We start from the raw sequence: 14,040 nt of genomic DNA, 5'->3' as shown, positions 1-14,040 counted from the left end.
GCGACCCAGGTGTCACGGGCGGGGAGCGCTGTTCATTCTTTCGCAGAGTCTACAGGGGGCTGGGGTTCTTCGGCTTCATCGACTGTGGAATTTGGTACTTGTTCCGCCTCGTTTGCAGGCTCAGCCTCAATTTCGTCGGTCGTGACCGAACCACTTTCATAGGTGCTCTCGGTGGTACTTTCAAATTCATTGTGCAAGGTTTCGATGCCGCCAGTGAGTACCCCAATGAATCCAACAGCGACGAACACCAGCCAAAGAGCGCAAAGCACTTTTACCGTGGTGCTGTTGGCCGGTGGCGGTGCGCCGTATTGGTTGGGCGCGGTATTGCCTGGCAGTGTCGCCAGTAAAATCGGAAAGAGGCCGCCTACGAATGGCACCAATGTCAGTAGATACAGCCAGCCGGACCAGCCCAGGTCATGCAGGCGCTGAACGCTGATCTGAATGCCGACGACGATGAATGCGATGCCTATCGCCGTGCCGAACAGTCCGCCGATGACCAGGCCGACCGTTGAAGTAAGGGCAATGAGCGACAAACCGATGGAAACGAAAACGCTGGCGACGCCCATTAACACCAGCATCAAGGCCATCATCCAGGCCAGATAGCGCAGACGGCCAATGCGTCCTGTGAATGTGAAGGCCTTGAGTGGGCCGAACTCCGGTAGCGCCTCACCGACAGAGGCCTGTAGTGGTGCATAAGGTGATTCGGCGTTTGCCGATCGCCATGGGTTGGGTGTGGGGGAGGGCTCATGAACGTCGGATAGATTCAGTTCAATGGTCGGCTCACTTTCAATCCGGGCATCGATACCGGTTTTGGTCAGCGCCTGGAGATATGTCTGGGCGTCGGCGTGCGACAAGTCATGCTTGAGCGCTATCGGCCTGCCACTGAACAAGCGCTCGATGGCCGCCACATCGCTTTTGAATAACTCGGCGAGATTGAGTTTGGCAGTGGTGATGTCAACGCCTGGCAGCAGAGCGCCGTCGAATACGATCTTGAAACGGTTTTCGCTCATTGCGAGGCATCCTTGTCGCGGTTGCTTGAATAGAACGTGTTGCAAGCCTGGAGTCTAAGGCCAGCCTTGGACGGCTGGCCCGATTTTCCTGTCAGCGCGGCCAGCGATTTGATAACTGACCCGCAAGCTCCAGCGCCTTGCGATACTCGGCATCGAGCCGTGCAACCAATTGATCGACACTCGGCAAATCATCGATTTCGCCCACGCCCTGGCCTGCGGACCATACGGTTTTCCAGGCTTTGGCTTCATCGCTCAGCGGTTTGAGTTTGGAACCGAAGTTCACCTCCCCCTTGCCTTGCAGCGCTGCCATGTCGAAGCCGGCAGCTTCCAGGCTCTGGCGCATGAAACTCGCCGGTACACCAGACACCGCCGGAGTATGGACGATGTCCGCTGCCCTGGACGTCAGCAGCATCTCTTTATAAGCGTCAGGTGCGTGACTTTCAGTGGTGCCGATAAATCGCGTACCGAAGTAGGCCAAATCCGCGCCGAGCAATTGCGCGGCAAGAATTTCGTGGCCATGGTTCAGGCAGCCGGCCAGCAGCAACGTCTTGTCGAAGAACTGGCGGATTTCGGCGACGAGCGAGAACGGGCTCCAGGTCCCTGCATGTCCACCGGCACCTGCGGCTACGGCGATCAAACCGTCCACACCGGCCTGCGCAGCTTTCTCCGCATGACGGCGAGTGGTGACGTCGTGGAACACCAGGCCGCCGTAGCTGTGGACTGCGTCCACCAGCTCTTTCACGGCACCGAGGCTGGTGATCACGATTGGCACTTTGTGCTCGACGCAGATCTCCAGATCGGCTTGCAACCGCGGATTACTGTTGTGGACGATCAGGTTCACTGCATAAGGCGCCGGGTTCTCCATTGCCGCCAGTCCTGCTTCGATCTCCTCCAGCCAGGCTTTGAAGCCGCTGCTCTCGCGTTGATTCAGCGCGGGGAAGCTGCCCACCACACCATTGCGGCAGCAGGCGAGTACCAATTGCGGGTTGGAAATCAGGAACATCGGCGCCGCCACCACAGGCAGACGCAAACGTTGTTCGAGCAAAGCGGGCAGCGACATTGGAAGTACCCCGGTGAGTTGTGACGATTGAATTAGAACGGTCGAACCACGACCAGAATGACGATAGCCAGCAATATCAGAACCGGCACTTCATTGAACCAGCGATAAAAGACATGGCTGCGGGTGTTCTCGCCACGGGCAAAACGTTTTACCTGCGCGCCGCACATGTGGTGGTAGCCGATCAGGATCACCACCAGCGTCAACTTGGCGTGCATCCAGGCACCCTGGCCGAAGTAGGCGCTGGGGTTGAGGCTGATCAGCCATATACCGAAGATCAAGGTGGCGATCATCGCCGGACCCATGATGCCTCGGTACAGCTTGCGCTCCATGAGGCTGAAGCGTTCCTTGCTGACCGTGTCTTCACTTTGCGCGTGATAAACGAACAGGCGCGGCAGGTAGAACAGGCCGGCAAACCAGCAGACCATGCTGATGATGTGAAGCGCTTTGAGCCACAGATAAAGCATTTTTCATTATTCCCAGGTTCACGGTAGCCCGAATAGTAGAGGCTTGAGGCTCCGCACGTCACCTTGCCGGTTGTCGCAGGACGATGCGGGCCCTATTATCGACGGCTTTCCAGTGGGTTCGTTGAGGGCAGGTTTATGGTCAAGGTCGGTATCGTCGGCGGCACGGGTTACACCGGTGTCGAACTGCTGCGTCTGTTGGCACAGCATCCGCAAGCAGAAGTGGTAGTGATCACTTCCCGATCCGAGGCTGGCCTGGCCGTGGCGGACATGTACCCGAACCTGCGAGGCCATTACGACGGCCTGGCGTTCAGTGTTCCAGACATCAAGACGCTGGGCGCCTGCGACGTGGTGTTCTTCGCCACGCCTCACGGTGTTGCCCATGCTCTGGCAGGCGAGTTGCTGGCGGCCGGGACCAAAGTCATCGACCTGTCGGCGGACTTCCGTTTGCAAGACGCTGAGGAGTGGGCCAAGTGGTACGGTCAGCCACACGGTGCGCCGCAGCTATTGGAAGAAGCGGTCTACGGCTTGCCGGAAGTCAATCGTGAGCAGATCAAACAGGCTCGCCTGATCGCTGTGCCGGGTTGCTACCCCACCGCTACGCAATTGGGTTTCTTGCCCTTGCTGGAAGCCGGTCTGGCCGATACCACTCGCTTGATCGCTGACTGCAAATCCGGTGTCAGCGGAGCCGGTCGTGGCGCTTCTGTAGGCTCGCTGTACTCCGAGACGTCGGAAAGCATGAAGGCCTACGCCGTCAAAGGTCACCGCCACTTGCCGGAAATCCGCCAAGGGCTGCGTCGCGCTGCCGGCAAGGACGTCGGTCTGACCTTCGTTCCGCATCTGACGCCAATGATCCGGGGCATTCACTCGACGCTGTACGCGACCGTGGTAGATCGCTCGGTGGACCTGCAAGCGCTGTTCGAAAAGCGTTATGCCAACGAACCGTTCGTCGATGTAATGCCGGCCGGCAGCCATCCGGAAACCCGCAGCGTGCGTGGTGCAAACGTCTGCCGTATTGCCGTGCATCGTCCACAGGATGGTGATCTGGTGGTGGTGCTGTCGGTCATCGACAATCTGGTCAAAGGCGCGTCGGGTCAGGCTGTGCAAAACCTGAACATCCTCTTCGGGCTGGACGAGCGTCTGGGCCTGTCCCACGCTGGCATGCTGCCGTAAGGCTTTATCCGGCTCAGCAAAAAGGCCCGTTGAACGGGCCTTTTTGCATTCCGTGACTGGCAATAAGGTTGATTGATATACCGTAACAATAGTTGACCAATTTTCTAGGAGAAGCGGATAATGCGCGTCATCACGCATTATGGCGGCGTAACGCCGGGAGATAGTCAGCATGAGCGTCGAATCCTTCACCCCCACGGCTTTGCAATTCACCCACGGTGCTGCGCACAAGGTGAAGAGTCTGGTCGATGAAGAGGGGAATGATCGCTTGAAGCTGCGCGTATTTGTTACGGGCGGCGGTTGTTCAGGTTTTCAGTACGGCTTCACCTTCGATGAAGAAGTGGCCGATGACGACACCATCGTTGAGCGCGAGGGTGTGAGTCTGGTCGTTGATCCGATGAGCTTCCAGTACCTGGCAGGCGCCGAGGTGGATTATCAGGAAGGTTTGGAAGGTTCGCGATTCGTCATCAAGAACCCGAACGCCACCACGACTTGTGGTTGCGGTTCTTCGTTCTCGATCTGATCGCAAATCAGCGCGTTACCAAACGCCGCATAGCCTCAGGGCTCTGCGGCGTTTTGCTGTCCGGGGTGGTACTTCAGGCGGGGTAGATGGCGCCAAGTATGCGCAGGCCGCGGGCACCGGTCACGCTTGGGCGGTTGGCCGCGATGCCTTCGAGGCAGCAATGGGCCAGCCAGGCGAAGGCCATGGCTTCGACCCAATCGGGGTCTACGCCGTAAGCGGCAGTGCTGCTGACTTTCGCGTTCGGCAACAGGCTGGCCAAGCGGTTCATCAGCGTCGAGTTGTGCGCGCCGCCGCCGCAGACAAGCAATTCTTGAGTGCCCGATTGGGCGTATTGCAGCGACTCGATGATGGTCAGCGCGGTCAGCTCAAGCAGTGTCGCTTGCACGTCTGCGGCGGCGAAGGCGTGCAATTTCGACAGGTGTTGTGTCAGCCATGGCAGGTTGAACACTTCGCGGCCGGTGCTCTTGGGGCCTTTGGTGACGAAGAAGGGATCACTCAACAGTTCATTCAGCAGAACCGGTTGGACCTTGCCGCTGGCTGCCCACTGGCCGTCGCGATCATAGTTGTCGCCGCGTTGCTGATGAATCCAGGCATCCAGCAGTACATTCCCCGGGCCGCAGTCGAAACCCGATACAGGTTTGCCGGGCTCGATCAAGCTGAGGTTACTGAAACCACCGACGTTCAGTACCGCGCGGTTGCCTGCCTGTTCTTCAAACAGAGCCTCGTGAAACGCTGGAACCAACGGTGCGCCTTGCCCGCCAGCAGCGACGTCACGACTGCGAAAGTCGCTGACCACTGTAATGCCGGTCAACTCGGTCAGCAGGGCAGGGTTGCCGATCTGCACGGTGAAGCCGCGTGCGGGCTCGTGGCGAATTGTCTGGCCGTGGCTGCCAATCGCGCGAATGTCTTCGGGCTTCAGGTTTTGTTTAGCAAGTAGGGCGTGAATGCCCTGTGCCGCCAGATTCACCCAGTTCTGCTGGGCGATGGCGGAACGAGCAATCTCGTCCTGGCCACTGGCGCACAAGCCAAGCAGCTCGGTGCGCAGGGCGTCAGGCATAGGAATGTAATGCGTGGCGATCAGCTTGATCGCCGGAGCCAGCTCGACCAGTGCGACGTCCAGGCCATCAAGGCTGGTCCCGGACATCACACCTATATAGAGCGTCATGGCTTAGCGCTTGCTCGAAGCGAGCATGGTGGCTTTCTCTTGAGCCATGCGCGCCATCAGCGGTTGGCTTTGCGCCAGGAAACGTGCGCGCTCGGCTTTGGCGATCGGGTCGGCCATCGGTAGCTTTTGGCCCAGCGGATCGACGTGAACACCGTTTACCTGGAACTCATAGTGCAAGTGCGGCCCGGTGGATAGCCCGGTGGTGCCAATGTAACCAATCACCTGGCCTTGCTTGACGGTGCTGCCAGTCTGTACGCCTTTGGCGAAACCCTGCATGTGGCCATACAGCGTACGGTAGGTGTTGCCGTGCTGGATGATCACGGTGTTGCCGTAGCCGCCGCGGCGACCGGCCAACAATACTTTACCGTCGCCAGTGGCTTTGATTGGCGTGCCGCGAGGCGCTGCATAGTCGACACCTTTGTGGGCGCGGATCTTGTTCAGGATCGGGTGTTTGCGGCTCATGGAAAATTTCGAGCTGATGCGGGCGAAGTCCACCGGGGTCCGGATGAACGCCTTGCGCATGCTGTTGCCGTCTGCGGTGTAGTAGCTGCTGTTGCCTTGTTTGTTGGTGTACCGCACGGCGGTGTAGGTTTTACCGCGGTTGGTGAAGCGCGCGGAAAGGATCGGGCCATTGCCGACAGCCTTGCCGTTGACGACTTTCTGTTCGTAGATCACATCAAACTCGTCACCCTGGCGAATATCCTGAGCGAAGTCGACGTCGTATCCAAACACGCTGGCCATGTCCATGGTCAGGCTGTGGGACAGGCCGGCACGTGCAGCGGATTGCGACAGCGAACTGTTGATCACGCCATGAACATAGGCAGATCGCACGGTAGGTTTGGCAGTAATACGATTGAATGTATAACCCTTGGCATTTTTGGTCAGGGTGATGCTTTCGACGTCGCTGACTTTGCTGTGCAAGTTAGTGAGCTGGCCGTTAGGGCCCAGTTCGAATTCAAGTTTCTGGCCATGTTTGAGCTGGCTGAACTGCTTGGCCTGTTTGTCGCTGGCCAGCACGTCATGCACCGACGCGGCCGGGAGGCCGACCTTCTCGAACAGTGTTGCGAGTGTGTCGCCTTTGGAGACGATCACTTCCCTGTGGCTTGCCGCCTTCTTTTCTTCGGGAGCAGGCGCAGCAACGGCTGCAGGTGCGGCCTCAGCGGTTTCCTGTGTGTCTTCGGCGCTGTTCTCGATCTGCGCGAAAGGGGAGGTTGCCGGTTCATTTGTGGCCTGGACGGCTTGGGCGGCGTCTTGATCTTGTGAGAGTTGTTCAGCAGGGCTTTCCAGTTCCAGACTAAGGGTCGTCTTTTTAGCTTCAACATCACTGGAAGGGAATATCAGAAGCGCCAGGCTCAGAAGGGCGGCAATGCCACTTGCTGCGAGCAGGTGGGTCTTCGGGTAAAGCGGTGGCGCTTTAGACGATTCATTGGTCATAGGTAATTTTGACTTTGAAAAAGATGAATTGGAAAAGATGAATGACATGATGAAGATGAAATAACTGTATAAAATATAACCAAATCATCTCTGAAGCAAGTCCGTGGTCACTCTGCCAGCGGATTGGCGTCATTGCGCCGGCCAAACTTTGTATTTGACGCGTGATCTTGTATGGTTGGTCCCCTTTGAATTCGAGCCTTGCGGGTCTGTTATGAAGTCGGTTGAAGAGCAGCTAGCGCTGATTAAACGTGGTGCGGAAGAACTGTTGGTCGAGTCCGAGCTGATTGAAAAGCTCAAGCGTGGCCAGCCGCTACGTATTAAGGCAGGCTTTGATCCGACTGCGCCGGATTTGCACCTGGGTCACACCGTGCTTATTAATAAGCTGCGCCAGTTCCAGGAGTTGGGGCATCAGGTGATCTTCCTGATTGGTGACTTCACCGGGATGATTGGTGATCCAAGCGGCAAGAGTGCGACGCGTCCGCCGCTCACTCGCGAGCAGGTGCTCGAGAATGCCGAGACCTACAAGACTCAAGTCTTCAAGATTCTTGATCCGGCTAAAACCGAAGTTGCGTTCAACTCCACCTGGATGGACCAGATGGGGCCGGCGGACTTCATTCGCCTGACATCGCAATACACCGTTGCTCGCATGCTCGAGCGCGACGACTTTTATAAGCGCTACACGACCAATCAGCCAATCGCCATTCACGAATTCCTCTATCCGCTGGTTCAGGGGTATGACTCTGTCGCTCTGCGCGCGGATGTCGAGTTGGGTGGTACCGATCAAAAGTTCAACCTGTTGATGGGGCGTGAACTGCAGCGTGGTTACGGTCAGGAGCCGCAGTGCATTCTGACGATGCCGCTGCTCGAAGGCCTGGATGGCGTGAAGAAGATGTCCAAGTCCCTGGGCAACTACGTCGGTATTCAGGAAGCGCCAGGTGTCATGTACAGCAAGCTGGTTTCCATTCCGGATGCTCTGATGTGGCGCTACTTCGAATTGCTCAGCTTCCGTTCCATGGATGAGATCGATGCATTCCGCGCTGACGTCGAGGTGGGTGCGAACCCGCGCGATATCAAGATCAAGCTGGCTGAAGAGATCGTGGCGCGCTTTCATGGTGAAGAGGCTGCGGCCAATGCTCACCGTGCGGCGGGTAACCGTATGAAAGAGGGCGAGCTGCCGGATGATCTGCCAGAGATCGAGCTGGTCGCTACAGAAGATATGCCAATTGCTGCGGTCCTTAATAAGACAGGCCTGGTAAAGAACTCGGCGGTGGCGCGTGATCTCCTGAATTCGGGCGGTGTGCGTATAGATGGTGAGGTCGTCGATCGCACCTTTATATATGTACTGGGTGCGACCCACGTTTGTCAGGCCGGGAAGAAGGCATTTGCGCGTATTACGCTCAAATCCGAATAAAGCTGAAATCAGGGGTTGACGGCAGATTCCAGACGTCTATAATTCGCCCCACTTCCGGCGCAGTCGAAACGGAAAACTCCTTGGTAAACAATGAGTTACGCAGTTTTCGGCAGCAAGTTGCTTCAGGTCATCGAAGCGCGAAAGGAGTTGAAAAAGAGGTGTTGACAGCAGCGAGTAACGCTGTAGAATTCGCCTCCCGCTAACGAGAGATCGAAAGCGCAAGTGGTTGAAGTTACAAAGGAAACTTTGAAAGCTTCGGAAAATAACCGCTTGACAGCAACAGAGGCTGCTGTAGAATGCGCGCCTCGGTCGAGACGAAAGACTCAACCAACCGCTCTTTAACAACTGAATCAAGCAATTCGTGTGGGTGCTTGTGGAGTCAGACTGATAGTCAACAAGATTATCAGCATCACAAGTTACTCCGCGAGAAATCAAAGATGTAACCAACGATTGCTGAGCCAAGTTTAGGGTTTCTTAAAAACCCAAAGATGTTTGAACTGAAGAGTTTGATCATGGCTCAGATTGAACGCTGGCGGCAGGCCTAACACATGCAAGTCGAGCGGTAGAGAGAAGCTTGCTTCTCTTGAGAGCGGCGGACGGGTGAGTAATGCCTAGGAATCTGCCTGGTAGTGGGGGATAACGCTCGGAAACGGACGCTAATACCGCATACGTCCTACGGGAGAAAGCAGGGGACCTTCGGGCCTTGCGCTATCAGATGAGCCTAGGTCGGATTAGCTAGTTGGTGAGGTAATGGCTCACCAAGGCGACGATCCGTAACTGGTCTGAGAGGATGATCAGTCACACTGGAACTGAGACACGGTCCAGACTCCTACGGGAGGCAGCAGTGGGGAATATTGGACAATGGGCGAAAGCCTGATCCAGCCATGCCGCGTGTGTGAAGAAGGTCTTCGGATTGTAAAGCACTTTAAGTTGGGAGGAAGGGCAGTTACCTAATACGTATCTGTTTTGACGTTACCGACAGAATAAGCACCGGCTAACTCTGTGCCAGCAGCCGCGGTAATACAGAGGGTGCAAGCGTTAATCGGAATTACTGGGCGTAAAGCGCGCGTAGGTGGTTCGTTAAGTTGGATGTGAAATCCCCGGGCTCAACCTGGGAACTGCATTCAAAACTGTCGAGCTAGAGTATGGTAGAGGGTGGTGGAATTTCCTGTGTAGCGGTGAAATGCGTAGATATAGGAAGGAACACCAGTGGCGAAGGCGACCACCTGGACTGATACTGACACTGAGGTGCGAAAGCGTGGGGAGCAAACAGGATTAGATACCCTGGTAGTCCACGCCGTAAACGATGTCAACTAGCCGTTGGGAGCCTTGAGCTCTTAGTGGCGCAGCTAACGCATTAAGTTGACCGCCTGGGGAGTACGGCCGCAAGGTTAAAACTCAAATGAATTGACGGGGGCCCGCACAAGCGGTGGAGCATGTGGTTTAATTCGAAGCAACGCGAAGAACCTTACCAGGCCTTGACATCCAATGAACTTTCCAGAGATGGATTGGTGCCTTCGGGAACATTGAGACAGGTGCTGCATGGCTGTCGTCAGCTCGTGTCGTGAGATGTTGGGTTAAGTCCCGTAACGAGCGCAACCCTTGTCCTTAGTTACCAGCACGTTATGGTGGGCACTCTAAGGAGACTGCCGGTGACAAACCGGAGGAAGGTGGGGATGACGTCAAGTCATCATGGCCCTTACGGCCTGGGCTACACACGTGCTACAATGGTCGGTACAGAGGGTTGCCAAGCCGCGAGGTGGAGCTAATCCCAGAAAACCGATCGTAGTCCGGATCGCAGTCTGCAACTCGACTGCGTGAAGTCGGAATCGCTAGTAATCGCGAATCAGAATGTCGCGGTGAATACGTTCCCGGGCCTTGTACACACCGCCCGTCACACCATGGGAGTGGGTTGCACCAGAAGTAGCTAGTCTAACCTTCGGGAGGACGGTTACCACGGTGTGATTCATGACTGGGGTGAAGTCGTAACAAGGTAGCCGTAGGGGAACCTGCGGCTGGATCACCTCCTTAATCGACGACATCAGCTGCTCCATAAGTTCCCACACGAATTGCTTGATTCATTGAAGAAGACGATAAGAAGCAGCCCGAAATTGGGTCTGTAGCTCAGTTGGTTAGAGCGCACCCCTGATAAGGGTGAGGTCGGCAGTTCGAATCTGCCCAGACCCACCAATTTTGTGTGGGAAACGCCTGTAGAAATACGGGGCCATAGCTCAGCTGGGAGAGCGCCTGCCTTGCACGCAGGAGGTCAACGGTTCGATCCCGTTTGGCTCCACCACTACTGCTTCTGACTGGTAAAGCTTAGAAATGAGCATTCCATCGTAACGATGGTGAATGTTGATTTCTGATCTTTAAGATTAGATCGTTCTTTAAAAATTTGGGTATGTGATAGAAAGATAGACTGAACGTTACTTTCACTGGTAGCGGATCAGGCTAAGGTAAAATTTGTGAGTAATTGCGAATTTTCGGCGAATGTCGTCTTCACAGTATAACCAGATTGCTTGGGGTTATATGGTCAAGTGAAGAAGCGCATACGGTGGATGCCTTGGCAGTCAGAGGCGATGAAAGACGTGGTAGCCTGCGAAAAGCTTCGGGGAGTCGGCAAACAGACTTTGATCCGGAGATGTCTGAATGGGGGAACCCAGCCATCATAAGATGGTTATCTTAAGCTGAATACATAGGCTTAAGAGGCGAACCAGGGGAACTGAAACATCTAAGTACCCTGAGGAAAAGAAATCAACCGAGATTCCCTTAGTAGTGGCGAGCGAACGGGGACTAGCCCTTAAGTGGCTTTGAGATTAGCGGAACGCTCTGGAAAGTGCGGCCATAGTGGGTGATAGCCCTGTACGCGAAAATCTCTTAGTCATGAAATCGAGTAGGACGGAGCACGAGAAACTTTGTCTGAATATGGGGGGACCATCCTCCAAGGCTAAATACTACTGACTGACCGATAGTGAACTAGTACCGTGAGGGAAAGGCGAAAAGAACCCCGGAGAGGGGAGTGAAATAGATCCTGAAACCGTATGCGTACAAGCAGTGGGAGCCCACTTTGTTGGGTGACTGCGTACCTTTTGTATAATGGGTCAGCGACTTATTTTCAGTGGCGAGCTTAACCGAATAGGGGAGGCGTAGCGAAAGCGAGTCTTAATAGGGCGTCTAGTCGCTGGGAATAGACCCGAAACCGGGCGATCTATCCATGGGCAGGTTGAAGGTTGGGTAACACTAACTGGAGGACCGAACCGACTACCGTTGAAAAGTTAGCGGATGACCTGTGGATCGGAGTGAAAGGCTAATCAAGCTCGGAGATAGCTGGTTCTCCTCGAAAGCTATTTAGGTAGCGCCTCATGTATCACTGTAGGGGGTAGAGCACTGTTTCGGCTAGGGGGTCATCCCGACTTACCAAACCGATGCAAACTCCGAATACCTACAAGTGCCGAGCATGGGAGACACACGGCGGGTGCTAACGTCCGTCGTGAAAAGGGAAACAACCCAGACCGTCAGCTAAGGTCCCAAAGTTATGGTTAAGTGGGAAACGATGTGGGAAGGCTTAGACAGCTAGGAGGTTGGCTTAGAAGCAGCCACCCTTTAAAGAAAGCGTAATAGCTCACTAGTCGAGTCGGCCTGCGCGGAAGATGTAACGGGGCTCAAACCATACACCGAAGCTACGGGTATCACTTAGGTGATGCGGTAGAGGAGCGTTCTGTAAGCCTGTGAAGGTGAGTTGAGAAGCTTGCTGGAGGTATCAGAAGTGCGAATGCTGACATGAGTAACGACAATGGGTGTGAAAAACACCCACGCCGAAAGACCAAGGTTTCCTGCGCAACGTTAATCGACGCAGGGTTAGTCGGTCCCTAAGGCGAGGCTGAAAAGCGTAGTCGATGGAAAACAGGTTAATATTCCTGTACTTCTGGTTATTGCGATGGAGGGACGGAGAAGGCTAGGCCAGCTTGGCGTTGGTTGTCCAAGTTTAAGGTGGTAGGCTGGAATCTTAGGTAAATCCGGGATTCTAAGGCCGAGAGCTGATGACGAGTGTACCTTTGGTACACGAAGTGGTTGATGCCATGCTTCCAAGAAAAGCTTCTAAGCTTCAGGTAACCAGGAACCGTACCCCAAACCGACACAGGTGGTTGGGTAGAGAATACCAAGGCGCTTGAGAGAACTCGGGTGAAGGAACTAGGCAAAATGGCACCGTAACTTCGGGAGAAGGTGCGCCGGTGAGGGTGAAGCATTTACTGCGTAAGCCCATGCCGGTCGAAGATACCAGGCCGCTGCGACTGTTTATTAAAAACACAGCACTCTGCAAACACGAAAGTGGACGTATAGGGTGTGACGCCTGCCCGGTGCCGGAAGGTTAATTGATGGGGTTAGCTAACGCGAAGCTCTTGATCGAAGCCCCGGTAAACGGCGGCCGTAACTATAACGGTCCTAAGGTAGCGAAATTCCTTGTCGGGTAAGTTCCGACCTGCACGAATGGCGTAACGATGGCGGCGCTGTCTCCACCCGAGACTCAGTGAAATTGAAATCGCTGTGAAGATGCAGTGTATCCGCGGCTAGACGGAAAGACCCCGTGAACCTTTACTATAGCTTTGCACTGGACTTTGAATTTGCTTGTGTAGGATAGGTGGGAGGCTTTGAAGCGTGGACGCCAGTTCGCGTGGAGCCAACCTTGAAATACCACCCTGGCAACTTTGAGGTTCTAACTCAGGTCCGTTATCCGGATCGAGGACAGTGTATGGTGGGTAGTTTGACTGGGGCGGTCTCCTCCTAAAGAGTAACGGAGGAGTACGAAGGTGCGCTCAGACCGGTCGGAAATCGGTCGTAGAGTATAAAGGCAAAAGCGCGCTTGACTGCGAGACAGACACGTCGAGCAGGTACGAAAGTAGGTCTTAGTGATCCGGTGGTTCTGTATGGAAGGGCCATCGCTCAACGGATAAAAGGTACTCCGGGGATAACAGGCTGATACCGCCCAAGAGTTCATATCGACGGCGGTGTTTGGCACCTCGATGTCGGCTCATCACATCCTGGGGCTGAAGCCGGTCCCAAGGGTATGGCTGTTCGCCATTTAAAGTGGTACGCGAGCTGGGTTTAGAACGTCGTGAGACAGTTCGGTCCCTATCTGCCGTGGACGTTTGAGATTTGAGAGGGGCTGCTCCTAGTACGAGAGGACCGGAGTGGACGAACCTCTGGTGTTCCGGTTGTCACGCCAGTGGCATTGCCGGGTAGCTATGTTCGGAATAGATAACCGCTGAAAGCATCTAAGCGGGAAACTAGCCTCAAGATGAGATCTCACTGGGACCTTGAGTCCCCTGAAGGGCCGTCGAAGACTACGACGTTGATAGGTTGGGTGTGTAAGCGCTGTGAGGCGTTGAGCTAACCAATACTAATTGCCCGTGAGGCTTGACCATATAACACCCAAGCAATTTGCAGGCTTCGAGCTGAAAAGCGAAAGAGCACCAGATTGCGGTGTGTGAAGACGAAACGAACCGAAAGTTCGACAAACTCACAAAGCACCAAGCTCTATCACCTACCCATTCGCTGGAGCGTAAACCGAAAGGTGAACGACCTGGCTACCGAATTTCTTGACGACCATAGAGCATTGGAACCACCTGATCCCATCCCGAACTCAGCAGTGAAACGATGCATCGCCGATGGTAGTGTGGGGTTTCCCCATGTGAGAGTAGGTCATCGTCAAGATTAAATTCCGAAACCCCTATCTGCGTATGCAGGTAGGGGTTTTGTTTTGCCCGCAGGAAAATCTGATCTGTGGGGTTTCTATGCAACAGCTCGG

General features: G+C 55.0%; 8 protein-coding genes, 2 tRNA genes and 3 rRNA genes. 8 read left to right on the top strand and 5 right to left on the bottom strand.

Features of this window, described 5'->3' with window-relative positions:
* Nucleotides 1-32: 32 nt before the first annotated feature.
* From AC1MDT_RS19390 to hemJ, 3 genes are all read right to left on the bottom strand, one after another.
* Complete coding sequence (locus tag AC1MDT_RS19390; RefSeq protein ID WP_480418516.1) at nucleotides 33-1,010, bottom strand: DUF805 domain-containing protein; 978 nt, start codon at nucleotides 1,008-1,010, stop codon at nucleotides 33-35.
* A 91-nt stretch (nucleotides 1,011-1,101) separates the two neighbouring features.
* Complete coding sequence (locus AC1MDT_RS19385) at nucleotides 1,102-2,070, bottom strand: NAD(P)H-dependent flavin oxidoreductase (RefSeq protein ID WP_480418515.1); 969 nt, start codon at nucleotides 2,068-2,070, stop codon at nucleotides 1,102-1,104.
* 32 nt (nucleotides 2,071-2,102) lie between these two features.
* A complete protein-coding gene (gene hemJ / locus AC1MDT_RS19380) occupies nucleotides 2,103-2,534 on the bottom strand; it encodes a protoporphyrinogen oxidase HemJ (RefSeq protein ID WP_201116043.1) in 432 nt (143 codons plus the stop codon).
* A 135-nt stretch (nucleotides 2,535-2,669) separates the two neighbouring features.
* Between hemJ and argC the strand changes: the two genes are divergently transcribed.
* Nucleotides 2,670-3,704 (top strand): N-acetyl-gamma-glutamyl-phosphate reductase, encoded by a 1,035-nt coding sequence (argC, locus tag AC1MDT_RS19375; protein ID WP_201116044.1) that lies wholly within the window; start codon nucleotides 2,670-2,672, stop codon nucleotides 3,702-3,704.
* A gap of 169 nt (nucleotides 3,705-3,873) precedes the next feature.
* Nucleotides 3,874-4,224: an iron-sulfur cluster insertion protein ErpA gene (gene erpA / locus AC1MDT_RS19370; RefSeq protein ID WP_007906865.1), complete on the top strand. Its 351-nt coding sequence runs from the start codon at nucleotides 3,874-3,876 to the stop codon at nucleotides 4,222-4,224.
* A 73-nt stretch (nucleotides 4,225-4,297) separates the two neighbouring features.
* On the opposite strand, the gene AC1MDT_RS19365 is transcribed toward erpA, so the two are convergent.
* Both AC1MDT_RS19365 and AC1MDT_RS19360 read right to left on the bottom strand, forming a co-directional pair.
* Nucleotides 4,298-5,389 carry an anhydro-N-acetylmuramic acid kinase gene (locus tag AC1MDT_RS19365; protein ID WP_480418514.1) on the bottom strand — a complete coding sequence of 364 codons (1,092 nt, stop codon included), beginning with the start codon at nucleotides 5,387-5,389 and terminating at the stop codon, nucleotides 4,298-4,300.
* 3 nt (nucleotides 5,390-5,392) lie between these two features.
* The gene (locus AC1MDT_RS19360) at nucleotides 5,393-6,823 is read right to left on the bottom strand and encodes a peptidoglycan DD-metalloendopeptidase family protein (RefSeq protein ID WP_480418513.1); all 1,431 of its coding nucleotides are present in this window, start codon (nucleotides 6,821-6,823) and stop codon (nucleotides 5,393-5,395) included.
* 211 nt (nucleotides 6,824-7,034) lie between these two features.
* Here AC1MDT_RS19360 and tyrS point away from each other — a divergent pair, with 211 nt between their 5' ends.
* The 6 genes from tyrS to rrf all read left to right on the top strand — a co-directional run bounded on the left by tyrS (nucleotide 7,035) and on the right by rrf (nucleotide 13,946).
* Nucleotides 7,035-8,234, top strand: a complete 1,200-nt coding sequence (gene tyrS, locus AC1MDT_RS19355) for a tyrosine--tRNA ligase (protein ID WP_480418512.1) — start codon at nucleotides 7,035-7,037, stop codon at nucleotides 8,232-8,234.
* A 494-nt stretch (nucleotides 8,235-8,728) separates the two neighbouring features.
* Nucleotides 8,729-10,265, top strand: a 16S ribosomal RNA gene (locus tag AC1MDT_RS19350).
* 82 nt (nucleotides 10,266-10,347) lie between these two features.
* Nucleotides 10,348-10,424 (top strand) — tRNA-Ile (locus AC1MDT_RS19345).
* Between the two features lie 30 nt (nucleotides 10,425-10,454).
* A tRNA-Ala gene (locus AC1MDT_RS19340) sits at nucleotides 10,455-10,530 on the top strand.
* 235 nt (nucleotides 10,531-10,765) lie between these two features.
* Nucleotides 10,766-13,657, top strand: a 23S ribosomal RNA gene (locus AC1MDT_RS19335).
* 173 nt (nucleotides 13,658-13,830) lie between these two features.
* Nucleotides 13,831-13,946 (top strand): 5S ribosomal RNA (gene rrf / locus AC1MDT_RS19330).
* Together the 16S, 23S and 5S rRNA genes with 2 tRNA genes alongside form the textbook arrangement of a ribosomal RNA operon.
* The last annotated feature ends 94 nt before the right edge of the window (nucleotides 13,947-14,040 follow it).

This window comes from Pseudomonas sp. ASL7, from assembly GCF_056680375.1.
Note: the sequence above shows the minus strand (reverse complement) of the source record. Positions and strands in the feature narration are given on the sequence as shown.